Here is a 25,824-nt window from a genome sequence, read left to right as displayed (position 1 = left end):
AAGACGCAAATAAAATCCGGACTAAATCATGCAATGACGAGTATGCAGCCGTATGAGTTAGCAGCACCGAGCAAAGACAGGCTTTATTCCACTTTCAGCCATTTGCTGCAAACGGATCGCTTCCTATATCTTAAAACATACATACATAACCGGAGGTTGCCATGACTACTAAATCTGCAGCAAAAAAAGAAACGGGTCAATCGCTCCCGCTTCAGGGACCGCAAGCGAAGGGCACCGTTTTTGCAATTCTGATTGCAATCAGCTTCGTCCATCTATTCAATGACTCGATTCAATCGGTCATTCCTGCGATCTTTCCGATCTTGAAGGAATCCATGAGCCTGAACTATACGCAGATCGGCTGGATTTCATTCGCCATTAATTTTACAGCTTCCATCATGCAGCCCGTGATTGGCTTGTTTTCGGACAAGAGACCTACGCCCGCTATCCTGCCCATCGGTATGGGCTTTACCCTGACAGGCATGCTGCTTCTTGCCTATGCCGCGGATTACAAAGCAGTGCTGCTCGCGGTTATCTTCGTCGGGCTGGGCTCAGCGGCTTTTCACCCGGAAGGCTCGCGGGTATCCCATATGGCGGCTGGATCACGCCGCGGGCTGGCCCAATCCATTTTCCAGGTTGGCGGCAATGCAGGCCAGTCGCTGGCACCGATGCTTACAAGCTGGATTTTTATCCCGTTGGGACAATTTGGCGCCATCTGGTTCACAGGTATTGCGGCAGCCGGGATTGTGGTACAATCGTTCATCGCCCGCTGGTATGGTAACGTCCTGCGTACAGAAGGCATCACTCGTAAAAAAGCGGTGGCACGCCGTATGAAGCCCGAAGTACGCAACCGCATTATGTTTGCCATGATTGTCCTCATTCTACTGGTATTTGTCCGTTCGTGGTATTCGACCTCGATCGGAAGCTACTATTCGTTTTACCTGATGGAAGTGTTTAAAATGCCACTGGCTGATGCACAGCTGTATATTTTCCTGTTCCTCGGAGCTGGTGCGCTAGGCACCTTCTTTGGTGGCCCGCTGGGGGACCGGTTTGGCAAACGGAACATGATTTTCCTGTCCATGGTACTGGCCGCGCCTCTTGCACTGTTGCTGCCTTATGCCAACCAATTCTGGACTGCTATCCTGTTGCCAATTATCGGTTTTATCATGCTGTCAAGCTTCTCCATTACCGTTGTATACGCGCAGATGCTCGTGCCTGGCAAAATCGGAACGGTGTCCGGTCTGATCACGGGCCTCGCTTTTGGCCTTGGCGGAGTGGGAGCGCTGGTGCTCGGCAACTGGATCGACAAATTAGGCATCACGAACATCATGTTCCTGTGTGGCTTTTTGCCGCTGCTCGGCATTTTGACCTTCCTGCTGCCTACAGATAAAACCCTGAACCGCTGGGCCGAAGAAAATGGAGCCGAAGTGTAGCAGGTAAATGTGCAGTGGCTAAGATGGCCGCTGCACATTTTTATAGCAAACTAACGTGATTCACTAACGAACCAATCAATTTGGGCTTCAGCCAGACGCATCAGAATACGACGCTTTTTGTACAGCATTTTACCTGCCTCAGCTACGTCTCGAATCGCGCTTCGATTGGCGATGGAGCCAAACAGAATACCCGCAATCGGGACCATCTGAAGCAGCTTTTTCCAGCCAAACTGGTCGCGGTACGTATTTACGACTTCTCTCCATCCCTGCATCTGGGAAAAGACCTGTGCCTGACGTGAAGGATCATCAAACAAGGCCAGTTCCTCCAGCACAGCCTTTTTTCCCACGATGTCGGATGAAGCGAATTGCATACACTTAATGATAAATATGCGTTCCTGCTTATCATCGGGATTGAAGCCGTAGCATAGCGCCATTTCTTGCAGTACTTTGAGCGACAAGCCGAGCAAAATAGGAATATCCGCTGCGATGGTAAATACACCGCCAATTCCCGTTGTCGCTCCCTGAGCGGTGGCAAAAGTAACACGACCTGATATTATTTCGTCAGCGGTCTGATCCATGATCGTGAGCGGCAGCTCAGCCGACTGCTTTAGCCCCCATGCCAATTCAGGGCTGTGGTCCAAATCAGTATCATTTTGCCGAGTGATATGTTCATCAGCCGTCTGTTTCAGCTTGTTCAGCACGGTTTCTTCTTTCACCAAATACTTGCCGCCGTTTTGAATGAAGCTTCCCAACTCGTTAAGCAGTTGCTCCAGCTTGTCTTTAATGATTTTAGGCGTCAGCCGATCCAGTAGCATAAAAGGCCATCTGCCGATTTTTTCCCAGAAAAAAATGTCCTTTTGCTCTTTCTCCCACGCCTCAATGTTTTTCAGCTCATGACGCAATTGGTCCTCACCTTCACGATATTGTGCTGCCTGCTTCATAGAAGTACACGTCTCCTTTTTAACCATGCTTGTTTATGTATGGGTAATACGTAAGTAAGATGAGTTCAGGTTTCTCTTTTTGTATATTTTTTAGTTCAGCTTGTATGGCCCATGAGATGTTATAGTATGTTAAAAAAATGTACAGATTGGAGTGTAAGCATGAATAAACCCACATGCACCTCACAGGCTGCTTCTACCACTGGCGTAGAGCTTGTCCCTTATCATTGTAAGCATGATGCCATTTTACATACGTTTTATTTGCCTGAAGAACAGCGGCAGTTTACCGGAATGCCGGATGAAATGCTGGGACTGGCCAAGCAAGATCCGCACCGTCATCCTGTCGTCATTACGGCTGCTGGCAGACCGGTGGGATTTTTCATTTTATACGATGGAGATGAGCTAGCGGACTATACGAATGCTTCCGAGGCTCTGTTACTGCGTGCTTTCTCTATTCATTATGCAGATCAAGGACAAGGGTACGCCAAGCATGGGCTGCTTCAACTGCCCCAATATATCTCTAAACACTTCCCAAATGTTCGCGAAGTCGTACTGGGTGTCAATGCCCGTAACCGCCCTGCTCAAAAACTCTACCTCAAATGTGGCTTTCAAGATGAGGGCGACACCAAGATGGGCTCACACGGATTGCAGCATATTTTAAAAATGAGCCTGTATCGCTAACCTCTATGCGTCCTCACCAAAACAAAAATTCCCGGCGCTAGCACCGGGAGCTTGTATCATTCGATTTCTCCTAACGAAAAGCTTAGTTTGTAATTGCCGTACTGCGTCAGCTCATCCAGCATGGAATTAAGCTCTGACTGTGACGACATACGCAAGCGCATCCAGTAACAGCCTTCACCACTGACCCGATGAATCTCAACAATAGAGGGATGCTTCCGTGCGAAAGCCAGGAAAGCACTATGAACGGTTCCCGAATTCAAAAATACCGTAATAAAAGCGTGAATGGTCTGCCCCATTTTTTCAGGGTTCCAGCGTATAGTATAGCCTTCGATGATGCCTGCATCCTCCATTTTCCGAACACGCGCTCCTACCGCTTGACCCGTAAGATGAACAAGCAGACCAATCTCCTTGTGGGATAAAGAGCTGTCCTCAATCAGATGATGAAGAATGCGCAGGTCAATCTCATCGGGCACAAATAGTTCCATAGCCATTTTTCCTTTCATCATGAAACGAGAATTCTTGTTTTCCTTTCAGCAGACCATAGCCTGCATCTTTTGTGTCAGATATGATTGTAACAGAAACAATGAACTGCCGAACATATCCGGCTAAAAAATTCTATCGACTATACAAAAGGAGCTATCAATATATGAAAATCACACTGATCCGCAATGCGACCCTATGGTTAGAATATGGTGGAGTAAAATTTCTGATCGACCCGATGCTGAGCGAGCCTGGCGTAAATCCGCCTATTCCGAATACGGCGAATGATCGTCGCAATCCGCTGGTTCCCTTGCCTCCACAATGGGAAACACTCGGGCAGCCTGACGTTGTGATCGTTACGCATTTGCACCCGGATCATTGGGACCCGGCGGCAGTACAATGGCTGGACAAGCAAATTCCCGTCTTCTGTCAGCCCGGTGATGAAGAGCAAATTGCTGCTAACGGTTTTACACAGGTTACTCCGATTTGGATGGTTGGATCTATGGGAGAAATCGAGATCATCCGCACAACTGGACATCATGGTACCGGAGAAATCGGGGAGCAGATGGGGCCCATATCAGGCTTTGTGTTTCAAGCTCCTGGTGAGCCTGTCGTCTATTTGGCCGGGGATACTATCTGGTGCAGTGAAGTTGCGAAAACACTGGACGAATATCGTCCTGACTGGACAATTGTAAACGCTGGAGGAGCGCGTTTTACAGTGGGTGATCCCATCATTATGACTGCCCAGGATGTGACGACGGTAGCGCAGCACGCCCCCTATACACAAGTCGTGGCTATCCACATGGAAGCCATCAACCATTGTCTGCTAACTCGCTCCGAACTTGCGGAACATATCAACCGTGAAGGTTTGGGGAAGCGTGTCCATATTCCGGCGGATGGAGCGACGATTTCGGGATAGTTTGTGATTTGTACACGACTCGCAGTTAACGGAAGCTGCCCGCTTACTGGAAACCGTCGTGAGTCACCGTTTGCGCCCATTTCGAATATATTGGATTTCAAAACGCCCAAAGAAGGAGATTAACAATGAATTGGCAGTATCCTAATTACGGTACAGAAACCCAATGTAAAGAAGTTCCGATTGCTTTTCCTCCCCAGCATCAATACAGACAACCGGGGTTCGAATATCTGATGGTTCCACGCCCTATTTTTGATAATCCAAAATATATCGGCACTGGAAAGCTTCAGGATCGGGTAGCGATTATTAGCGGCGGTGATAGCGGTATTGGTCGTGCGGTTGCTGTGGCTTTTGCCAAAGAAGGGGCCGACCTGGTCATTGCCTATCTCGATGAGCATCGGGATGCGATGGAAACCCGCGATGTGATTCACAGGCTTGGCAGACGCTGTTTGCTAATTCCGGGTGATCTGAGACAAAAAAGCAACTGCTGTCTGGTTGTCCAAAAAACGATGGAAGCCTTCGGACGTATCGACATCCTCATTAACAACATGGGGGTTCAGTTTATACGAGAATCGTATCTGGATATCAGCGAACAGCAGCTTCGTGATACGTTTGACACGAATATTATTTCCTTCTTTCATATGACCACAGAGGCACTGCCGCATATGCGGGCTGGAGCAAGTATTGTCAATACGGCTTCGGTTACAGCTTATGTCGGGCAAAAGAATCTGATCGACTATTCAGCTACCAAAGGAGCCATTGTCAGCTTCACCCGTGCTCTGGCTAATAATCTGGTCGATCAGGGCATTCGTGTGAACGCCATTGCTCCCGGTCCCATCTGGACTCCGCTGAATGCCGCCACCCAGTCGCCTAAAGCCATTCGAACCTTCGGCACCAATACACCGATGAAGCGTGCCGGGCAGCCTTATGAATTGGCCCCCGCCTATGTGCTGCTGGCTTCGGATGACGGCTCCTTCATTACGGGCCAAACGCTGCATGTCAATGGCGGACAAATGGTGACAACTTAAATACGTATGATCGTGTCCTACAAGGTCAAACAAACAAGGAACCTCCAGTATCCACATTTCAAGTGGGACTGGAGGTTCCTTTTATACGACAATGGAATATGAAGCTTAAGCCGATCTTTTGTTTTTGTTGTAAATATCGAAGGCAACCGCCAGCAACAGCACCAAGCCTTTGATACCTTGCTGCCAGTCAATGCCCAAGCCGATCAGAGACATGCCGTTATTCAGTACGCCCATAACCAGACCACCGATAATCGCTCCAAAAACGGTCCCGATCCCACCGGATGCCGAGGCACCACCGATGAAGCATGCCGCGATGGCATCCAGCTCAAAGTTCGTACCTGCTCTCGGCGTAGCCGCATTCAGACGTGCAGCGAAGATCAGACCGGAAATGGCGGCCAGCACGCCCATGTTTACAAATACCCAGAACGTTACTTTTTTCGTTTTGACACCGGACAGACCCGCCGCCTTTTCATTCCCGCCCAGCGCGTACACATGGCGACCCATAACCGTGCGATTCATCACAAAGGAGTAAACGACAATCAGAATGAACAGCAGTACGAGAATGTTCGGAATTCCCGCATAGCTTGCGAGCATAAAGGTGAACAGATTGATGACAGCAGCCACCACAATCAGCTTGAGTACAAATAAAGTCTGTGCCGGAACCTCAAAGCCGTATTTAAGCTGGGAACGACGCTCGCGAAGCTCATTGACGATATACCACACCGTGAGCGCGATGCCGACAATGATGGATACCAGGTTATAACCGGAGGATGCAAAATCCGGCAGGAACCCTGAACTGATTTTTTGGAAGCCCCCCGGAAAAGGAGAGATGGATTGGCCTTCCAGCACAATCATCGTCAATCCGCGGAAGAGCAGCATTCCCGCCAATGTCACGATAAACGCCGGAATCCGCACGTAGGCGACCCAGAACCCTTGCCATGCGCCAATCAGCGCCCCAACCACCAAAGCTGCAATCACGGCGATCCACGCCGGAAGCTGCCAATCGACCATCATAATGGCGGCAACTGCGCCGACAAAAGCAGCAATCGAGCCGACTGACAAATCAATATGTCCTGTGATGATAACCAGCACCATCCCGATGGCCAGCACAAGAATGTAGCTGTTTTGCAGAATCAGATTTGTAATATTAATCGGCTTTAACAGCAGCCCGCCCGTCAGCACCTCGAACAGGATCATAATAACGACCAGTGCAATCATCATGCCATACTGGCGGATGTTATTTTTAAATAATTTAGTTATGGTTTCCATGCTTCACGCCTCCTGACTTGGTCATATATCTCATCAACGTTTCCTGCGACGCGTCCTCACGGCTAACCTCTCCGGTGATTCGCCCTGCATTCATAACGTAAATCCGGTCACACAAGCCCAGTACCTCTGGCAGCTCGGATGAAATGACCAGTACGCCCTTGCCTTCAGCGGCAAGTCGGTGAATAATCGTGTAAATTTCATACTTGGCGCCCACATCAATACCGCGCGTCGGCTCATCGAGAATCAGAATATCCGGCCCGGCAAAAATCCATTTGCTCAGTACCACCTTCTGCTGATTGCCGCCGCTCAGATTGCCCGTTTTCTGTAAAATGCTCGGCGCTTTGATGTTCATGCTTTTTTTCATATCCTCGGCAACGACAACTTCCTCCTGCTCATTGACGACAACACCCTTGGTCAGCTTGTTCAGGCCCGTCAGTGAAATATTGCGCTTGATATCATCCATCAGAATCAGGCCATATTCCTTGCGATCCTCCGTCACATAAGCAAATCCGTTGTTAATCGCGTCCGTGACCGTGTTATTCTGGATCGACTTGCCGTCCTTGATCAATTGGCCCGAGATGTTGCGTCCGTACGATTTGCCGAAAATACTCATCGCCAGCTCGGTCCGTCCCGCCCCCATCAGTCCGGCAATACCGACAATTTCACCACGCCGGATATTCAAATTCACCTGATCCAGCACCTTGCGTTCCGCATGATGCTCGTGATAGACCGTCCAATCCTTCACTTCCAAAATGACTTTGCCGATCTCTGCATGGCGCTCTGGATAACGGCTGGTCAAATCTCGTCCAACCATCCCGCTAATAATCCGGTCCTCGGTGACCTCATCCTTTTTCATATCCAGCGTCTCAATCGTCTTCCCGTCCCGTAAAATCGTGATGGAATCCGATACCTTCGCGACCTCATTCAGCTTGTGGGAGATCAGAATACAGGAAATACCCTGTTTCTTAAATTCCAGCATCAGATTAAGCAGATTTTCGCTATCATCCTCATTCAGTGCCGCCGTGGGTTCATCGAGAATGAGCAGCTTCACCTTTTTGGAAAGCGCTTTCGCAATTTCGACCAGTTGCTGCTTCCCGACTCCGATATTCGTAACGAGTGTATTGGGATTTTCGCTCAAGCCGACCTTGGCCAGCAGCTCGCGTGTACCCACAAAAGTCTCTTTCCAATCAATCACGCCGCCGCTGGCGCGTTCGTTGCCCAGATAAATATTTTCTGCAATCGACAGGTACGGAATCAGCGCCAGCTCCTGATGGATAATGACGATGCCCAATTCCTCGCTTTGCTTGATATCCTTGAACTCACACGTTTTGCCCTGGAAAACAATATCCCCTTCGTAGGTTCCATGCGGATATACACCGCTCAGTACCTTCATTAGCGTCGATTTGCCCGCACCGTTCTCACCGCACAGGGAATGAATTTCGCCTTCCTTGATCTTGAGATTTACATTTTCCAATGCCTTCACGCCGGGAAAGGTTTTGGTAATTCCCTTCATTTCCAATATGATTCCAGTCATGGGATACGCTCCTTTCGCTTTAGATAGCCTGCTCTTATTTCAGTCCAATTTGCTCTTTGGTGTAATAATGGCTGCCGACAATATCCTTTTCGACATTCGTGCGATCTACCGAGATTGGATCAAGCAAATAAGCAGGAACTACTTTGATCCCGTTGTTGTATGATTTAGTGTCATTCACTTGCGCTTGCTTGCCCTGTAAAATGCTGTTGGCCATCACAACCGTCTGCTCAGCCAGCTTGCGGGTATCCTTGAATATGGTTTGCGTCTGCTCTCCGGCCACAATCGACTTGATCGAAGCGAGCTCCGCATCCTGTCCCGTAATGATCGGCAGCGGCTTGTTCGCTGATCCGTAGCCAACCCCTTTGAGAGACGAAATAATACCAATGCTGATTCCGTCATAAGGAGATAACACCGCGTCCAGATTGGCCCCCGAATAGTAGGCACTCAGCAGATTATCCATCCGTGACTGGGCCAAGGCTCCATCCCATCGCAGCGTGGCAATCTGCGCCATCGTCATTTGCTTGCTGCGTACAACCAGTTTGCCTGAATCGATGTACGGCTTGAGGACCGACATCGCGCCGTTAAAGAAGAAATAGGCGTTATTATCATCCGGCGAGCCGCCAAACAGCTCGATATTGAAGGGGCCTTTGCCTTCCTTGAGCCCCAGCTTCTGCTCAATATACGCCGCCTGTAGCACACCTACTTTAAAGTTGTCGAAGGTTGCATAATACGTCAGATACGGCGTGTTCCGAATCAGACGGTCATAGGAAATCACCTGAATCCCCCGGTCATGCGCCTTCTGGATGACGTCCGTCAGCGTGTTTCCGTCCACCGAAGCGATCACCATCACATTGACACCCTTGGTGATCATATTTTCGATTTGGGAAATTTGGTTTTCCACCACGTCCTCGGCGTACTGCAAATCCGTTTTATAGCCTTGCTCCTGAAACAGCCGGACCATATTCTCCCCGTCTCCTACCCAACGCTCGGATGATTTGGTCGGCATGGAAATACCCACATAGCCTTTTTCCTTGCTGCCCGTTCCACTCTCCGCCAAATTACAGGCCGAAAGCATTAAGGCTAAAACCAGAAGCCATATAGCGACAGCTCCTTTTCTCATGTGAAGCTCCCCTTTCCTCATGTGATGCGGGTCATTTTGAAGGTAAGTGCTGATTAGAATAAAAGTTAGATAGCGCTTACAATAGAGCGGCGATGAACGCCTCTCCTTTTCTTATGTGCAACCACATGGTATCATTCCAGGCCGGGAAAGGTCTTTGCAGGTTTTGAACTTTTTTTATAAAATTTTAACCTTTGTGTGGGGGGGAGGGTTCATCGGGTACTCATATATCTTTAAAACGAAAAAAAGACTTTACCTTTTTAACAATGGCAAAGTCCTGGCAACACAGTTATTAACACGCTACATTTCAGCCTCATCGACATCGATTAAAAACACCCGCTCCTGAAAGCCACCTCGTGCCTCGGCTTTGTCTGCCCGCAGTTTGTCCAGCTCTGTCGCATTCGCTCCATGTACTTCTGCCAGTGCCCGGATGACTTCCAGCATATCCGCCAGTTCTTCCAGCGCATCCTGATCTTTTGCCGATTCAAAATACTCCTCTGCTTCTTCAAGAAGCTTCATTCTAAGCGCCTGCTTATATTCCTCTGGCTCCAAAATGCGTACGCTGCATTCCTTGCCCTGAGCTTTAATCATGTGCGGAATCTTATCCCGCACCAGCTTATTGTATGTAGGCATCTGTAATAACAACCCTTTCTGCTATGGAACTTTTAGGCCGCGGCCAATCTCTCCCTTCTCGCCATTATATCACTGGAGGGAGTAGGAGCAGCTATAATCAACAACGATTTAATTGAGCGGTTTTTCTTTAAAAATAGATAGATACTGCTCGGTTGGATGAGCTACCATTCTCCGTGATAAACGCTTTAAAATTTGATCTGTTTTATAAAGCAACATGTCTATTTCCTCCGGCTTCATCGTCTCCTTGGATGCTTCATCCTCTCCGGAAACAAGATAATGCACGGTACCCATAAAAAGCACCATATCTAAACACGGCTCAGTATCCGTGCGAATCAATCTGAGCAGATCATTCATGGATAGGCTAATGGATAAAGGAATGATTTGATTTCGATGAACATACATAGCCTTCCCCATAGAAAACATCGCTCGATCACAAAGAACGAGGCAGTTATAAAACTGCATATGGTTGCGCATGAGCTGGGCAAGCTTCATCTGATATTGGGCAAGCTTTTGAAGATCCATCACGCAATTCAGCAGGTTAGTGTCGCTATAGGTGTGGAATGTGAAATCTGAATCACTATGTAAGCGTGGACTTAAGGAGTCATTTTTCATGAGGAATCAACTCCTGAATTAAATATTCACAAACAGTACGAGTACGTAGTATAATTCGGAACCATAAAAATGTATAATTTTCTATCTATCGGTAAATCCTTATAACAAATATTACTACATAGTAGTTTTTAAATCAATTTACTTACTATAAATCATTAATTAGATGTAACACTTTCTCTACACTTCTAACTAGAGGGTTTTGCAAAAATCCAATACTTCCAATAAACAATATCTAAGATCGAAGTAGTCTAGTTCGTCAATATATTGCGCTTTGGAGCGACTGGAATCCAATTTTGTAAAGTCCTTACTAAAGAGAGGTGTAACCATGTCTGAACTTCTGGAATTAGTCGGTACACGTATTCGCGATATTCGGAAATCCCAGGGGCTTTCTCAAGAAGCTTTAGCCGAAAAAGCAGGATTCAATTCGAGTTATATCGGTTTTATCGAGCGTGCGGAGAGAAATATATCCTTAAAAAATTTGGAAAAAATAGCAAAAGCGTTGAACGTGAGCGTTAATCAATTACTTACATATGTGAAGGAAAATGATGAGCTTACCGAAGAAGATTTGAGTATCAAACATATTTTGTCCCTGCTGAGAACGCGCGAAGCCAAAGATACGGAAATGGCCTTAAAAGTTCTTACGGACATATTTATAAGATTTGATGAACGATGAATCATAAAACAGTAAATCGTAACAAAAAAGGAACTGCGTTTTGCAGTTCCTTTTCTCAATCTCCTTACGACAACGACAGCATCGCCTTCATATCTTCCTCCGCTGTTGTAATCAGCTTCAAGCCAAACATCTCCACCAGCACATCCAATACACCAGATGAGATAAATTCGGGTGGTTTAGGTCCGATGCGGATGTCCTGAATGCCAAGGCTGAACAAGCCTAACAGGATTGCCACCGCCTTTTGCTCAAACCAGGATAACACGATGCTGACCGGCAGCTCGTTCACTGTGCAGCCAAAAGCATCGGCCAATGCCAAAGCAATTTTCACCGTGGAACCGGAATTGTTGCATTGTCCCAGATCAATATAACGCGGAATGCCGGTATCTCCAACGGTGCCGTAATCTACATCATTGAAGCGGAATTTACCGCAGGACGTGGTCAGAATGACCGTATCGTTCGGCAAGGATGTGGCCAGCTCACGATAATAATTGCCGCCTTTACCCGGTGCATCACAGCCTGCAATGACGAAGAAACGGCGGATATGTCCGTCTTTAACCGCCTGAATAATCTCGGGAGCCAGCCCGATGACCGTCTCATGATGGTATCCTGTCGTAAGCACCTGTTCAGACTCTACATCTGCGGCTGGCAGTGCCAATGCGCGCTCAATCAGTGGAGAGAAATCGTCGTTCACAATTTTGGCAACACCCTCCAGCCCGGCTACTTCATAAGAGAAGAAGCGGTCTGCATACGTGCCTTTAATCGGCATGACACAGTTCGTCGTGGCAAGGATCGCGCCCGGGAACTCCTCGAACAGTCTGCGTTGATCGTACCAGGCCTTGCCGATATTACCTTTGAGATGTGCATATTTCTTCAACGCCGGATAACCGTGCGCCGGCAGCATTTCCGAGTGGGTATAGATATTGATGCCCTTGCCTTCGGTCTGCCGCAGCAATTCCTCCAGCGCATACAAGTTATGTCCGGTCACGACGATGCATTGACCTTCGATCTTATTCTGGCTGACCGTAATCGGCTGCGGAATGCCAAAACGATCTGTATGCGCACGATCCAGTACATCCATGATCCGTACGGCTGCATTTCCGACCTTCATTGCCATCTCCAAATGCTCTTGTACATTAAAGTTAGAATTGGTTAAGGTCATATATAACGCTTCGTGCGTAATACGATCCACCTCAGGATCAGTATAGCCCAACTGTCTGGCGTGGGTCGCATAAGCGGCAATACCTTTTAAGGCAAAAATCATCGTATCCTGCAAGCTCGCTACCGTTTCATTCTTGCCGCACACCCCGACTACCTTACAGCCGCCACTCGGCGTCTGTTCACATTGATAACAAAACATATTGTTTTCCTCCAAATATTGATAGGTATTTGTTCGTTATCCTCAGCGTAACAGACCCTCAAATGCTCAGGTGTGATTACACACACATTTTTCATGTCATTCCTGATCCGACACGCTGCCCCCGATTCCACCACCCTTGCGGTACTGAACCGGGGAAACTCCCATCGTCTTTTTAAAAGCGGTGCTGAAATAGTGCTGGCTATCGTATCCGGTACGCTCTGCTATATCGTAGATGGACAACGTGGTGGAATCCAGCAATTGCACCGCTTTGCGGATACGGGCGCGCGTGACGAGGGTCACGAAGCTATCATTAAGCTCCTTTTTGAGCACGCGGCTGAGATACACAGCAGATACCTGTAGCCGCGAGGCAAGGGTCTCCAGTGTCAGCTCCCGATCGGCATAGCCTTCCTGAATGAGCTGCCGCGCCCGGCGCACGAGTGGAGATAGCTGCGATTCGCCGTACACACGGTCACGGCACACCCGGAACGCGTCAATCGCACCTTCCAGCTCTCCGGCGTTGTGCTCCACATGCGTATGAACCGCTATATTCAGATAGCGCCCAATAGCCTGCTCGATGGAAGCACCGATCGTCTCAGGCGCCTCCTGCCACAGGCATATGCCGATCAGCCCGTTTGCATCGCGAAACAGGACATGGGGACGGTCCTCCAGCAGCTCGGCAATGATATTTTCAGCGGCATAAAGAAACAACTGGCGGTCATTTTCGCGCATAATCGCCTGTCGTTTCTCTACTGCAGGCCACCGCACCACACCGATCTGAACAGGCGCCCGGGATGGAAGACGTAAAAACGCCAACTGCTCCATGACGTCTTTTCCTGTATGCTGCCCTTCCAGCAATTCCAGACAAAAGCGCTGGCGCAGCAGCGGAATATTGCGCTGTATCTGCTCGGCAGCCTGTTCTACATAGGCGGCACGCTTGCGCTCTTCACCCAGCCGCTGACTGAGCCGCGACAGCGCAGCGTGAAGCTGCTCTGCATCTACCGGCTTCAAAATATAGTCCTCTACGCCAAGTCGCACAGCCTCCTGTGCATAAGCGAATTCATCATGCCCGGAAATGATCAGGCAGCGACATTCGGGACGTTCTTCACGCAATCGCCGGATCAGCTCAATTCCGTCCATGATCGGCATATTCATATCGACCAGCAAAATGTCGATGTCAAGCCGAACCGCCAGCTCCAGCGCTTCTTCACCGTCCTCCGCCTCATCTGCAACCTCCATGCCGAGAGCCGTCCAGTCTACGCAATCCCGTATCCCTTCACGGATAATCGGCTCATCGTCTGCGATCAGTACCCGATAACGTTCTTCACAACGTTTTTCCATGTGACGTTTTTCAGTCCCTGTAGTCATTGATTTTGTCATCCTGATCCTCTCCTTTTTCATGAGGCTTCCTCAGTTGTCCCATATCCCGCAGCAACGGATGAATGATCGTAACACAGGTACCTGCCCCTTCTTCACTCTCCAGTACAATTCCATATTCCTCACCAAAAGATAACCGGATACGCGCCTGTACATTCAGCATGCCGTAGCTTCTGTCGTTCATATTGTCTCTGCTTTGCTTCTGCTGCTGCTCCATCGCCTCCAGCGGCATTTCCAGCAAATTCTGCAGCTCCCGCAGCCTTGCTGCCGTCATGCCTGCGCCATCGTCACGAACCGTCAGCAGCAGCTTGTCGCCGTCGGCTTTCGCTTCCACCCGAATCGTGCCGGGACCGCGTCTGGCCTTGATGCCGTGATAAATGGCATTTTCCACCACCGGCTGAAGGATGAGCTTCAATACGAACAGCTTCTCCAGCTCCTCAGATACGATCAATTCCCAGCGAAGTCTGTCCCGATACCGGGTTTGCTGGATTTGCATATAGCTTGAAATATGCTCCATCTCCGAGCGAAGCGGAATGAAGTCATCGCCCTTGCTCAGTCCGAGGCGGAACAATCTCGACAGTGCCCCGACCATGTCTGACACGTCGTCTGCCCCATTTTTTCGGGCCATCCAATGAATCGTATCCAGCGTATTGTATAGAAAATGCGGCTTAATATGTTCCTGAAGACTGCGCAGCTCGGCATCCCGTTTTTGCCGCTCCCGGAGCTCGCTGAGCGACATAAGACGGCGAATCTGCCCCAGCATTCGATTAAAGCTCCGACCCAGCAATCCGATCTCATCCCCGCGATCACTCCATGGGCGAACCGTAAGATCCCCCGTCTCTGCCGTTCGCATATAGGACATCAGCCGAAAAATCGGCTGTGCAATGGAACGCGACAAGCGCAAGGATGCCGTTAAGCCAAACAGACATACAATGAAAACAAAACAAGCAACATAAAATTGAATTTGCCGAACCTCCAGCGTTGATTCCCCCGCCGGGAATACCCCCACCGTTCTCCAGCCCGTAAATTCGGAAGCACGGAACATGAACAGCAGTTCCCGACCTCCGGCCTGACGGGTAAACATCCCGCTGTCACCTGCCCCGAACCATTCCAGAGGAATACGCTCAATCAGCGGCATATCCGGCATATAGACGCTGCGCCCCTCAGCATCTGTCACCATTAAATACCCGGTTTTGCCCAAGGTCACGTCTCTGGCCGCCTGCGACACAGCCCTCCGCTTGAGATCAATCATAATCACGCCTAGCACGCGTCCCGTCTCCGAATCTGTGACCGAACGAACGACAGATACAATTTCACTGTCCTTATACCGGACATGAGTGGTCACATTACGGTGGATCGGCTGTCCCAGCACAGTGAAAATACCTGCATGCTGCGCCGCCTGCCGGTACCAGTCCTCTTCGGTCAGGCTGCGCGTGCTTTTCGCATACATTTCGTTGCTGATATAGTCACCGTTTTCGTTCACGATGAGAATCCCCGCAATTTCGGGATATAAGGTAGTAAAGCCCTGCAGAAATTGTTTCATACGATATAGCGTATCCTGTGCCTGTACAGAGCTTGCTGCCTGGTTGGGAAGGATTGCCGAGTTCTGTGCCTGTCCCCCCTGATTTTCCAGCGTTACTGGATTGGCATGACCTGCATGACCGTCGGCCAGCGTCCGACCTTGCCAAAACTTCCCGATGTCCGGATTAAAACCAATCAAATACGTCATGTTCTGCAAATTTTCCATTTTGGTATCCAGTGCCTCGTTCACCTTGCCAATCAACTGCATCGTATGGTCTTCCACCTGCCGCTCAATAATCCGCTCCACCGTCCAGTTGACCAGCAAGCCTAATCCGAGCGAAGGCACGATGCCAAACAACAGGAACAACAGCATGAGCTGATACCGTAAGGGCATATTGCGTAAACGCAAACGCTGCATCCTTTTCTCCGCTTCTGTATGGATGCGCTTCCATATTTTTGAGTTCCAGGTTTGTTGTCGATCATCATTTCGCATAATAATCATCTACATTCTTCCGTGTGACCACCGAAATTCCTGTATCCACCCGCACAGGCAGCGGAGCGTTATCACCGGAGGAGGAAGGTGCAGGAATCGTTAAATGATGATGCAGATGGAACAGGTATTGAAGCGACCAATAGCCCATATTCCACGTTCCCTGTGCAATCGTTGCCGAGATCGTCCCACTACGAATCATATCCAATGTCGCTTTATTCGTATCAAAAGAAATGATTTTCAGCGGGTGGCGGTTCTTTTGGCTCAATACCGCTTCCCCTACCCCTGTAGCTCCCGTCGACTCGGTGACAAACATCCCGGCCAGCTTCGGATAAGCTTTCATCAATCGGAGCGACTCATCCCGGGATACCATCGCGTCTGAGCGGCCGTCTGCCACTTCTACCACCTTCATGGCAGGGTACTGACGCTGGATAGTATCGCGAAAGCCACGCGTGCGTTCCTCATGATTTTGCTGGCCAGGTACTGTCAAAACGGCGACTTCACCTTCCCGTCCCAGCAGCTCTGCCATTTTATCCGCAGCGGTCACGCCTGCCTTATAATTATCCGTTCCCAAAAAAGAATACGCCCGGCTCCCCGGTGCTCCTGCATCAAACAGTACTACAGGAATGCCCGCATCCAATGCCTTGTTAATCGCCGGGATCAGGGAATGCGGATCAATCGCGGAAATCGCAATTCCTGCGGGTTTACGGGCAATCGCCTGCTCAATGACGGTCGTCTGCTCCTGTGCATCATAACGGGTAGCCCCTCGATACTCCACAGTTACTCCCAAGGCATCTGCAGCATCCTCAAAGCCCTTGAGACCGCTTTTCCAATACTCCAAACCAGACTGGAACGTAATCATCATATAGGTTTCTCCGATATTGCCTCGCAGTCCTTTTTCCTCCCAAGTGCCATTCAACGGACCAGATTGTTCATACCTGAACACATAGAGCGCAAAGGCCGCAATCAGCAGCATGTATACCAGTAGCGTTTTTTTCATTTGTCCACCTCTTCTCGCGCGTATCCTTAAGCTGTGAATTTTCTATGATTTTACTTAGATTGTAAACGCAATCATATCAAATTGGAACTACTTACACTCTTCCAACTTTCAGGTAACGTTAATCCTGCACTAATGTTTCTGCGTTACAATACCTACAATTGTGTTACAGGACCCAATACGTATCTTTTGGAAAAGGAGTGATATGGATGAGCAAGCCGCGTATCGCGGAGTGGACAGAACTGCGGGGTCTTGCCTACCTCGCTGTCGTGCTTCAGCATTGTATTGGCGAATATATTTATCGCAGCGACATCCAGCAGCCGGATTCCGTTATGCTTGCGATGCTGTACCATTTGACACGCTTTGGCACACCGACGTTCGTTTTCCTGTCTGCGGCGCTGCTTTTTTATAATGGAAACAAACCGATTAGCTATCCCCGTTACATTGGCAGACGGTTTCGAGATATTTATGTTCCATTTCTCTGCTGGACGGTCGTGTATTGGATATGTACTCAGAACTGGTCGACTGCGCAGTGGGGAAATATTTATTTTTACAAGGGCATGCTTGAGGAAATGATTATACCTGTCAGCGGATATCATTTATGGTTTGTGGTGATGATCTTTCAGTTTTACATTTTATTTCCCTTATTTGCAAAAGCGGCCGGGCAGGTTCAAGCGTTTCTACGTCGTTATAGCACGAAAAGACGCAAGCAGCTTGTTTTGGCTGTCATGCTGATCGCTGCTGCGGCTTATGCGCTGCTGCTACAATGGTCCTATTATGACATGACTGCATGGAGCACCCGGTTGCCGTCCTTTTGGCAGACCCTGTTAGATTACCGCACCTATAACTTTGTTATGTATTTTTTCTATTTTATGCTGGGGGCAGTGTGCGCTTATATGACGAACACCTGGCGGGGACTGGCCCAACAGACGTTGCCCTGGAATGTATTTGTCTTTATTGGTCTGTTCATGCTTATGGGTCACACCATGCTGATCCAGTCAGGCGATACCATCAATCTCAATATTTCCACCTATCTTAAGCCAAGCACCTTTGTGCTGATTGTCTCGCAACTGCTTTTGTTGTACGGACTGCTGCTCCATTTGCAAAAAGACAAGCGCTCCGAGCCGTTTCGCCGCATGCTGAACTGGATCGGACGTTATTCCTTCGGGGGATATCTGGCACATGCACTCGTGCTGTCCTTTATATCCTATTACACACGTCCGCTTTCGCTGGGCGACCATCATTTTACGGCTACGCTGATTACGTTTATCGTCGTGGCAAGTGTTTCGCTGGGCATTAGCTGGCTGTTTGCCCATTTGCCGGGAGGCAACTGGATTGTCGGCTCCAAAGGTCGCCAGCGATTGAAATGGCGTCCGTTTCGTTTTCAGTTCCCTTCGTCCAAACGTGCTTCCAAAAGCACGCAGGAGCTTGGCTAATAGAAAAGGAGGCTCCAGAAGAGCCTTCCAAAGCGAATACATTTTTTGTGGAAAGTTTCTTCTATATAAGTTGAACTTAAGTTACCTATCGTGCCACTACGCAGTCGGATGGTACTTCCCATCGCCACCGCCCCCTGATTTCTTGAATAAAGCCTAAGATCGGGGAAGAAATCAGGGGACAAAAGCGACCGCTTCGCTTGTACAGCACCATTCCGCCTACTCCGTTCCTTGGGTACATTTTTTAAATTCAGCTTATATGTATTTTCCAGTACGGAGTTCTGATTCAAACAAAATCCTATGTAAAAAATGCATACTGGATCTGAAAGGGGATATAGGTGTAAGTCCAATACCTGTCCCTGTTGTTAAGGAACCTACGCATAAAGAAAAACGAGCAAATCGGTCGTCTTCACAACATTTGGTTGAACAACTAAGAAAACTCATGCGCGAGCATCCAACAGCCAAGCATGGTGAATATGCTGAATGGCTTGGCGTATCCCAAGGCCGTATTTCCCAGCTAAAAAAGCTGTTATAGGCATCGCTCAGCTCGCATTCCAGCAAAACTAAATAACCAGTCGCTGTTTGATTTCAAGCGACTGGTTATTTCAACTTTTCATTAGCAGGAAGGACTACAGCATTTTTACTTGGCCAGCACTTCGTATAATGACAGTGTTCCTCTCCGGTTTCCAATCTACTTCTGCTTTAAAAGCTTCGCTGATAAAACGCAAAGGCTTAACAACCCGATAAGACCCGGTGTCCGTTTGCCGGATAAGAAAGAAGCGCCCAACTAGACCGACAGGGCTGACTGCTGTGACAAATCTCCCTGACAAAACCTGTTATTTCTGAGATCGTGTAGATACACGAAACAGTACAAAGAATGGAGAACCTATGGCAACGACAGGGAAGAATAAGAAATCTTCGCAGGAGCGGTCAGCCTCAGTCTGTACCTGCATCAATCTGCGCCGTTCCTCGATGGCTGTTACGGGACTGTATGACCGATATCTGGCCTCGAGCGGACTCAATATTAGCCAATTCTCGCTACTCAAGCACTTAACTGCGCTGGGACCGGCAAGTGTAAGCGAATTGGCGCTGGAGATGCGGCTTGACCGGACCACGATTGTGCGCAATTTGAAGGCACTGGAGCATAGCGGATATGTGGAGGATACATCTGCTGAGGGCAGTCGCAACCGCTGCCTTACTCTGACGGAGAGTGGAAGAACGGTATACAACGACGCGGCAGAGCTTTGGGAGGAGGCGCAGCGTTTTTTGCAGGAGTCATTGGGAAACGGGGAGCTGCAAATACTGACCTTACTCTTATCCAAAATTGAAAATTTGGGTTTGTGATTAGCCGCCTTCTCATACATGAGGTGTTTGCTCAATTCGTGTATATACACGAAAAAAATGAAATGTTTCGCGGTATCAAGGCTAGAGATGTCTTTGGATTGCACTTGGGCATTGTCGGCGGGTCATCGGAGAAATACCGCCAGCTGTAGTAAGAGGTCAGTGATATTCGTTAGCCCGCATAAGGCTTCCGAAAGGAAGCTTTGCTGTGAGCAATAATCACGGAGAGGGATGTGGATAGGATGCTTGAATCCGTACCGGATATGAGAGAAAACATCATAGCCGAGATGAAAACCTATGTGAGTGAAGACAAAGGCAATTTTTGTGAAGAATTACAGAGCCCTTATTACGAGGAGCCGATTATTCAATTTGCCGCGGCCAATGATCCTTTATTTGAGGAGTACAAAAGAGTGGTGGGGCCCGACCACGCCACGCCGCAGGAAGCATTTGAACGTTCCTTTGGAATGGGGAGTTTTGATGGAGGCACCGTTATCAGCGTTGTGCTGCCGATCAGCGAAACGATCCGCAAGGCTAATCGTGCGCAAAAAAATAGAGCCTCAAGGGAATGGGTGCTGCTGCGAACCTTTGGGGATGAATATTTTGTACAGTCTGCGAGGCAGCATTTGACGGGATACTTAGCAGGCCTTGGTTACCGTGCGGTTGCGCCGCTGGATACAGATTGGTACAGTATCCATGGTGCCGCAGGGGGGCCGATATCCAACTGGTCGGAGCGTCACATTGCATATGCTGCGGGTCTTGGCACCTTCAGTATCAACGACGGCTTCATCACCGAAAAAGGAATTGCCATTCGCCTGCTGTCCGTGGTGACCGATCTCAAGGTGACGCCTGATGCCAGAACATCTTCAGCCACAGGCCATACCGGAAACTGCCTGCTGTGCAGCAAGGGCATCTGCGGTGTGTGCATTACCCGCTGCCCTGTGCAAGCCATCAGCAAGGACGGCGGACATGACAAAATCGCCTGCATGAAATTTGTGTACGGCCAGGCATCACGGGACTTTGCGGTTCTAAACGGCGGCGAGGCCAAATCGGGTGCTGGCTGCGGACTGTGCCAGACCAAGGTACCCTGCGAGAGCAGGAATCCGATGCGGACCGCCCGGTGAATCAGTCTTTAAATTGTGGATAAAGACGCTTTGACTATGATTGTGGGACTGCTACCAAACAGACAACTCGCTGGATAATCCTTCAATTGTTGAACATCCACGTCCTAAGTATCGGCGGGTTGCGCATGAAAAAAGGGCGTTTTCCGGATTACTCCAGAAACGCCTATCTTTTGCTTGCCTATTTTTATCTGCGTTGTACTGCAAACAGCCTACCAAACATCGCTTTTTTTAGTTTAGTTTTCGTGAACCGAGGTTGAAGGTGTCCCTGACTCTTGCTTCAACTGAGCTTCATGTGGAGCTCCAGACTTACGCTCAAATGTAATCGGGCCTTTACGGTTAACGATCCGTTTCAGATCGACGGTCATTTCATTTTTCAGTTTATCAATGAGCTGCTCTTCTTTGATTCCTTTGCTTTTTGCAATATCGGCCAACGATTTCCCTTGTCCCAGCTCATTCTCCAACTGGGCAGGAGTGATGCCCAAAAGCTTGGCTACTTTTTCGTTCAAATGATGATTCCAGCCGCCAGGCCGTTGGCCATGCCCATGCTTGTGAGCATGCCCTTGTCGATGGCAGTCCTTTGGCTCCGTATTCCCTTGACCAGCCTGACCTTGAATCGAGTTGTTGGGAGTAGGAGCTTGCATCTGGAGACCCGTTTCTATATCGGAAGCTCCGGCCGTCCCCGCACTACCGTACATCATCACTCCTCCATACAGAGTAGCAGCGATCAATTTCCATTGTTTTTTCATGTTGCAGACCCTTCTTTCATTCTTTTTCATCTAATATTTTCTCTTTCCGCTATTTTTATTCGTTTTCACGCCTGTTACATCCATCCTTCAATCTACTCTGGCTCCTTTTTACCTTGGGCTCCTGATCATGAAGAGTGAGCAGGAATTAAATAACCTAAACTTTCTACAGTATATCTTTATTTTTTGCAGGTTAAATATTAAGGAATCTATGGTAAAATATTTTTCGTAATCGATTACAATTCAATTTATGGAAGTAAATGATGTATTAAGCTTACTACGGGCTGCACAGCATCATAGTCAGACTAAATGCAAATGAACCAAAAAGGAGGAATATCAAATGAAACAAAAAAGAATGAGGTTATTTTTGGCGATTTTAATTTGTTTTTCGCTTACATTACCAGCAGTAACCGCACAGGCGGCAACAACGATCACCTCAAATCAAAGTGGCACCCAAGACGGCTACTACTATGAGTTGTGGAAGGATTCCGGGACCACAAGTATGACTCTCAATAGTGGTGGCACGTTCAGTGCCCAGTGGAGTAACATCGGAAATGCGTTATTCCGTAAAGGCAAGAAATTCAACGAGACCCAGACACACCAGCAAATTGGAAACATATCCGTAAACTACAGTGCCAACTACCAGCCAAATGGCAATTCGTATTTATGTGTCTATGGGTGGACGGTTGACCCGCTCGTAGAATATTACATCGTCGATAGCTGGGGCAGCTGGCGTCCGCCCGGAGCAACGTCAAAGGGCACGATTACCGTTGACGGCGGGACATATGACATATATGAGACTATTCGAGTCGATCAACCTTCGATTAAAGGCACTGCAACTTTTAAGCAGTATTGGAGTGTCCGGACGTCGAAGCGCACGAGCGGAACCATATCTGTTAGCGAACACTTCAAGAAGTGGGAGAGCTTAGGAATGACAATGGGTAAGATGTATGAAACTTCGCTTACGGTAGAGGGATATCAAAGCAGTGGGAGTGCTACTGTGACTAGTAATACAATTACGATCGGCGGCAGCTCCGGCGGCGGAACTACTCCTCCTCCAAGCACAGGTACGAAAGTGGAAGCCGAGAGTATGACCAAAGGCGGTCAGTACACCGGAAATATCAGTTCGCCGTTCAACGGAGTCGCTTTATATGCCAACAATGATTTGGTGAAATATACGCAGAATTTCTCTAGCGGCACCCATAGTTTTTCACTCCGTGGTGCTTCAAACAACTCCAACATGGCCAGAGTTGACTTAAAAATCGGTGGACAGACAAAGGGCACCTTCTACTTCGGCGGGAGCAATCCTGCGGTCTATACCCTAAACAATGTCAGCCATGGAACCGGAAATCAAGAGATTGAGCTCGTTGTAACAGCCGATAACGGGACATGGGATGCTTACATTGATTATCTGGAGATCAACTAAAATACCTAATCTAGTAGAGAGTGAAGCGGTTCGGAGTGACTTGAACAACCATACTAGCTATTCAAAATTGCTGGGAGGTAGAACCATGTTTATGGCTAAAGCAGGAAAATGGGCGGTGATCGGGTCGCTCATCATGTCTTTGTTCATGGGCTCGTTGGTGATTTTCGACGACGAGGCGCTTGCAGCCGATTGTTCAAACGGCTATGTAGCATTAACCTTCGACGATGGTCCGAATTCCTACAACACCACAACGCTGCTTAACACACTGAAGCAAAATGGCTTGCGAGCGACGCTCTTCAACGTTGGACAGAATGCGCAGAATTACCCGTCGCTCGTACGCGATCAGCAGGCAGCAGGCATGTGGATCGGCAACCATTCATGGTCACATCCACATATGACTCAACTGAGCACCTCACAGATGTCATCGGAAATTACACGCACGCAACAAACGCTGCAATCCATTACCGGCACGGCACCGAAGTTGTTCCGTCCGCCGTACGGCGAGACCAACGCGACCTTGAAGTCCATCGAGACCCAAAACGGTCTTACCGAAGTGCTGTGGAACGTTGACTCCCAGGACTGGAACGGCGCCACCACCGCCCAGATCGTAGCCGCTGCGGGCAGGCTGCAAAACGGCGACGTGATCCTGATGCATGACCAGTATCAGACTACGCTCCAAGCGATCCCGCAGATCGCGCAGAACCTCAAGAGCCGGGGCCTTTGCTCTGGCATGATCTCGCCAAGCACCGGCCGGGCGGTCGCGCCTGACGGCGGAAGCGGTGGTACGCCAAGCACAGGTACGAAAATGGAAGCCGAGAATATGACCAAAGGCGGTCAGTACACCGGGAATATCAGTTCGCCGTTCAACGGAGTCGCTTTATACGCCAACAATGATTTGGTGAAATATACGCAGAATTTCGAGAGCGGCACCCATAGTTTTTCACTCCGTGGTGCTTCGAACAACTCCAACATGGCCAGAGTCGACTTAAAAATCGGCGGAGTGACAAAAGGGACCTTCTACTTCGGCGGGAGCAATCCTGCGGTCTATACCCTAAACAATGTCAGCCATGGAACCGGAAATCAAGAGATTGAGCTCGTTGTAACAGCCGATAACGGGACATGGGATGTTTACATTGATTATTTGGAGATCAACTAAAATCCCGAAGCGGTAGATGATCCTTTTGAGTTGTTGATTTGATTTCTGATCGTTTTTTCAAACAAAATCCCGGCGGGATGTTCCCTGCCGGGATTTTTGTCGGTATCCCCGGCATGAGTGATAGCTGACGGCAATGTAAAAATAACAAAATCTTGCAAAATCGCAATCTGTTATACAATGGCGGGTAACAACTAGAAATCGCTATAAATATATTCATAAGAGATGCAGGTGATAGCGATGGAATGGTATTTTGCATACAAACAGGAATTAGAGGACGTGTTTCGTCAAGCGGAGGAGCGAACAGCTACGTTCCCTGCTCCGTTTCAGCATCAGGGCCTGGACTATCTGGCCCGTTTTAACCCATTGCGGGAAGACAGCACACGGAACTACATATGCTACTTGCTTCCCTTTTGGCTGCAAGAAATTACCGGGCTGGCTCCCGAAATATGCCGAAAGCTCTCGCTTGGCAACGTGTTTGTCATGGCTCACTATTTAATTCAGGATGATGTGATGGACACAGCAGCAGACAACCGTAAAACACAACTCGCCTTAAGCCAGCTATTTTATACCGAATGTCTAAGCATTTATCGGGACCTTTTTCCCGCGTCCTCCCCTTTTTGGTTACATTCCAGGACGTATGTCGATGAATGGGCCGTTAGTGTGACATCCGAGGGGACAGAGGACTATTTTCAAGGGAAACGACTTCAGGTGGCTTTGAAAGCAAGCCCGCTAAAAATGGCCGGGACGGGCGCTTTGCTGCTTGCAGGCCGTGCCGACCTAATCGAGGTCATTACAAATATGACGGATACGGCACTGCTTGTACTCCAAATGTCAGATGATTGGGCAGATTGGGCGGAAGACTGGGAGGAAAATAGCTACAATTGCCTATTATCTCATATCAGTGCCGAACAAAAGACGGTTTATCGTGAAGGCTTGAGTCCAGAAAAGATTCAGGAGGCGATTTATGTACGCGGCATACTTGCCAGTTATGCAGGTATTGCTGATCAGGCAGTCCAGCAGTTGGAATCTATGGAGCCTTCCGTCCCAGACCTGCGTATGTTCGCACGTTCCATTGCGGAGGAACTGGGCGCAGCAGCCACAGAAATAGAAAGCGGGCGCTCGCATTTGAGAAGAGGCGGACTCGATTTTTGGCTCTCCAAAAATATGAAGTAATGCTAGATTTTGATGAGTCTTTCGTGGTATACTGACTAGGTAAATATAACCAATTGAATGAGAGGGTGATTTTTGATGGCTACTGAAGTTCTTCAAACACAAGTCATTCAAAAAGCTTGGGAGGATGCCAGTTTCAGAGAAAAACTAATGACAGATCCCAAATCTGCAATCCGTGATGTGTTAGGAGTCGTGATCCCCGATCATATCCAAATCAAAACGTTAGAGGAAACATCTGATCAGTTTTATCTGGTCATCCCTCCAGCCCCTTCTGGCGTGCTCGCTGCATCCCAGAAACCTCGCTCGATGTGGTAAACGGCTTTTGTAGTACATTTGTACCCTAGTTCTTAATAACAAGAGGCCTTCATTACAAGCGGGTGGGTC

At 48.7% G+C, this 25,824-nt stretch carries 24 protein-coding genes; 12 read left to right on the top strand and 12 right to left on the bottom strand.

Annotation, left to right across the window (positions count from 1 at the left end):
- Positions 1 to 161: 161 nt before the first annotated feature.
- A complete protein-coding gene (locus BAZ21_RS07170; protein ID WP_068498506.1) occupies positions 162 to 1,430 on the top strand; it encodes an MFS transporter in 1,269 nt (422 codons plus the stop codon).
- A 50-nt stretch (positions 1,431 to 1,480) separates the two neighbouring features.
- Here the strand turns inward: BAZ21_RS07170 and BAZ21_RS07165 are convergent, their stop codons facing one another.
- Entirely contained in the window at positions 1,481 to 2,371 is an 891-nt protein-coding gene (locus tag BAZ21_RS07165) for an EcsC family protein (RefSeq protein ID WP_068498504.1), read from the bottom strand.
- A gap of 159 nt (positions 2,372 to 2,530) precedes the next feature.
- Here BAZ21_RS07165 and BAZ21_RS07160 point away from each other — a divergent pair, with 159 nt between their 5' ends.
- A complete protein-coding gene (locus BAZ21_RS07160) occupies positions 2,531 to 3,049 on the top strand; it encodes a GNAT family N-acetyltransferase (RefSeq protein ID WP_068498502.1) in 519 nt (172 codons plus the stop codon).
- Positions 3,050 to 3,105: 56 nt separating this feature from the next.
- Here the strand turns inward: BAZ21_RS07160 and BAZ21_RS07155 are convergent, their stop codons facing one another.
- The gene (locus BAZ21_RS07155) at positions 3,106 to 3,534 is read right to left on the bottom strand and encodes an Lrp/AsnC family transcriptional regulator (RefSeq protein ID WP_068499019.1); all 429 of its coding nucleotides are present in this window, start codon (positions 3,532 to 3,534) and stop codon (positions 3,106 to 3,108) included.
- Positions 3,535 to 3,695: 161 nt separating this feature from the next.
- Here BAZ21_RS07155 and BAZ21_RS07150 point away from each other — a divergent pair, with 161 nt between their 5' ends.
- Both BAZ21_RS07150 and BAZ21_RS07145 read left to right on the top strand, forming a co-directional pair.
- Positions 3,696 to 4,448, top strand: a complete 753-nt coding sequence (locus tag BAZ21_RS07150) for an MBL fold metallo-hydrolase (protein WP_068498500.1) — start codon at positions 3,696 to 3,698, stop codon at positions 4,446 to 4,448.
- Positions 4,449 to 4,573: 125 nt separating this feature from the next.
- Positions 4,574 to 5,473: a glucose 1-dehydrogenase gene (locus BAZ21_RS07145; protein WP_068498498.1), complete on the top strand. Its 900-nt coding sequence runs from the start codon at positions 4,574 to 4,576 to the stop codon at positions 5,471 to 5,473.
- A gap of 105 nt (positions 5,474 to 5,578) precedes the next feature.
- On the opposite strand, the gene mmsB is transcribed toward BAZ21_RS07145, so the two are convergent.
- The 5 genes from mmsB to BAZ21_RS07120 form a co-directional block, all read right to left on the bottom strand.
- Positions 5,579 to 6,742, bottom strand: coding sequence for a multiple monosaccharide ABC transporter permease (gene mmsB, locus BAZ21_RS07140; RefSeq protein WP_068498496.1), 1,164 nt, complete (start codon positions 6,740 to 6,742; stop codon positions 5,579 to 5,581).
- A complete protein-coding gene (gene mmsA, locus BAZ21_RS07135) occupies positions 6,726 to 8,276 on the bottom strand; it encodes a multiple monosaccharide ABC transporter ATP-binding protein (RefSeq protein WP_068498494.1) in 1,551 nt (516 codons plus the stop codon). Before mmsA ends, mmsB begins: the two co-directional genes overlap by 17 nt.
- Positions 8,277 to 8,310: 34 nt before the next feature.
- Positions 8,311 to 9,396, bottom strand: a complete 1,086-nt coding sequence (gene chvE / locus BAZ21_RS07130; protein WP_068498492.1) for a multiple monosaccharide ABC transporter substrate-binding protein — start codon at positions 9,394 to 9,396, stop codon at positions 8,311 to 8,313.
- A gap of 297 nt (positions 9,397 to 9,693) precedes the next feature.
- The gene (locus BAZ21_RS07125; protein ID WP_068498490.1) at positions 9,694 to 10,026 is read right to left on the bottom strand and encodes a nucleoside triphosphate pyrophosphohydrolase; all 333 of its coding nucleotides are present in this window, start codon (positions 10,024 to 10,026) and stop codon (positions 9,694 to 9,696) included.
- Positions 10,027 to 10,134: 108 nt separating this feature from the next.
- Positions 10,135 to 10,638: a hypothetical protein gene (locus BAZ21_RS07120; protein ID WP_068498487.1), complete on the bottom strand. Its 504-nt coding sequence runs from the start codon at positions 10,636 to 10,638 to the stop codon at positions 10,135 to 10,137.
- Between the two features lie 325 nt (positions 10,639 to 10,963).
- Here BAZ21_RS07120 and BAZ21_RS07115 point away from each other — a divergent pair, with 325 nt between their 5' ends.
- Complete coding sequence (locus BAZ21_RS07115) at positions 10,964 to 11,311, top strand: helix-turn-helix domain-containing protein (protein ID WP_068498485.1); 348 nt, start codon at positions 10,964 to 10,966, stop codon at positions 11,309 to 11,311.
- 64 nt (positions 11,312 to 11,375) lie between these two features.
- On the opposite strand, the gene hcp is transcribed toward BAZ21_RS07115, so the two are convergent.
- The 4 genes from hcp to BAZ21_RS07095 form a co-directional block, all read right to left on the bottom strand.
- The gene (hcp, locus tag BAZ21_RS07110) at positions 11,376 to 12,668 is read right to left on the bottom strand and encodes a hydroxylamine reductase (protein WP_068498483.1); all 1,293 of its coding nucleotides are present in this window, start codon (positions 12,666 to 12,668) and stop codon (positions 11,376 to 11,378) included.
- Between the two features lie 96 nt (positions 12,669 to 12,764).
- Positions 12,765 to 14,045: a response regulator gene (locus BAZ21_RS07105; protein WP_068498481.1), complete on the bottom strand. Its 1,281-nt coding sequence runs from the start codon at positions 14,043 to 14,045 to the stop codon at positions 12,765 to 12,767.
- Complete coding sequence (locus BAZ21_RS07100) at positions 14,017 to 16,065, bottom strand: cache domain-containing sensor histidine kinase (RefSeq protein ID WP_176718114.1); 2,049 nt, start codon at positions 16,063 to 16,065, stop codon at positions 14,017 to 14,019. Before BAZ21_RS07100 ends, BAZ21_RS07105 begins: the two co-directional genes overlap by 29 nt.
- Positions 16,046 to 17,053 (bottom strand): substrate-binding domain-containing protein, encoded by a 1,008-nt coding sequence (locus BAZ21_RS07095; RefSeq protein ID WP_068498479.1) that lies wholly within the window; start codon positions 17,051 to 17,053, stop codon positions 16,046 to 16,048. The genes BAZ21_RS07100 and BAZ21_RS07095 overlap by 20 nt, the downstream gene beginning before the upstream one ends.
- Before the next feature lie 206 nt (positions 17,054 to 17,259).
- Between BAZ21_RS07095 and BAZ21_RS07090 the strand changes: the two genes are divergently transcribed.
- The 3 genes from BAZ21_RS07090 (at position 17,260) to BAZ21_RS07080 (ending at position 20,945) form a co-directional block, all read left to right on the top strand.
- Positions 17,260 to 18,486, top strand: coding sequence for an acyltransferase (locus BAZ21_RS07090; RefSeq protein WP_068498477.1), 1,227 nt, complete (start codon positions 17,260 to 17,262; stop codon positions 18,484 to 18,486).
- Between the two features lie 885 nt (positions 18,487 to 19,371).
- Positions 19,372 to 19,827 carry a MarR family winged helix-turn-helix transcriptional regulator gene (locus tag BAZ21_RS07085; protein WP_068498475.1) on the top strand — a complete coding sequence of 152 codons (456 nt, stop codon included), beginning with the start codon at positions 19,372 to 19,374 and terminating at the stop codon, positions 19,825 to 19,827.
- 239 nt (positions 19,828 to 20,066) lie between these two features.
- Positions 20,067 to 20,945 carry a (Fe-S)-binding protein gene (locus BAZ21_RS07080; protein WP_084011536.1) on the top strand — a complete coding sequence of 293 codons (879 nt, stop codon included), beginning with the start codon at positions 20,067 to 20,069 and terminating at the stop codon, positions 20,943 to 20,945.
- A gap of 233 nt (positions 20,946 to 21,178) precedes the next feature.
- On the opposite strand, the gene BAZ21_RS07075 is transcribed toward BAZ21_RS07080, so the two are convergent.
- Entirely contained in the window at positions 21,179 to 21,691 is a 513-nt protein-coding gene (locus tag BAZ21_RS07075) for a hypothetical protein (RefSeq protein WP_068498474.1), read from the bottom strand.
- Between the two features lie 337 nt (positions 21,692 to 22,028).
- On the opposite strand from BAZ21_RS07075, the gene BAZ21_RS07070 reads away from it, so the two are divergent.
- The 4 genes from BAZ21_RS07070 (at position 22,029) to BAZ21_RS07055 (ending at position 25,755) form a co-directional block, all read left to right on the top strand.
- Complete coding sequence (locus BAZ21_RS07070) at positions 22,029 to 23,114, top strand: glycoside hydrolase family 11 protein (RefSeq protein ID WP_068498472.1); 1,086 nt, start codon at positions 22,029 to 22,031, stop codon at positions 23,112 to 23,114.
- 85 nt (positions 23,115 to 23,199) lie between these two features.
- Positions 23,200 to 24,270 carry a polysaccharide deacetylase family protein gene (locus BAZ21_RS07065; RefSeq protein WP_068498470.1) on the top strand — a complete coding sequence of 357 codons (1,071 nt, stop codon included), beginning with the start codon at positions 23,200 to 23,202 and terminating at the stop codon, positions 24,268 to 24,270.
- 237 nt (positions 24,271 to 24,507) lie between these two features.
- Entirely contained in the window at positions 24,508 to 25,443 is a 936-nt protein-coding gene (locus BAZ21_RS07060; protein ID WP_068498469.1) for a class 1 isoprenoid biosynthesis enzyme, read from the top strand.
- Positions 25,444 to 25,518: 75 nt separating this feature from the next.
- Positions 25,519 to 25,755 carry an NHLP leader peptide family RiPP precursor gene (locus BAZ21_RS07055; RefSeq protein ID WP_068498467.1) on the top strand — a complete coding sequence of 79 codons (237 nt, stop codon included), beginning with the start codon at positions 25,519 to 25,521 and terminating at the stop codon, positions 25,753 to 25,755.
- Positions 25,756 to 25,824 lie beyond the last annotated feature (69 nt).

The organism is Paenibacillus kribbensis, assembly GCF_001705305.1.
Lineage (GTDB): Bacteria > Bacillota > Bacilli > Paenibacillales > Paenibacillaceae > Paenibacillus > Paenibacillus kribbensis_B.
Note: the sequence above shows the minus strand (reverse complement) of the source record. Positions and strands in the feature narration are given on the sequence as shown.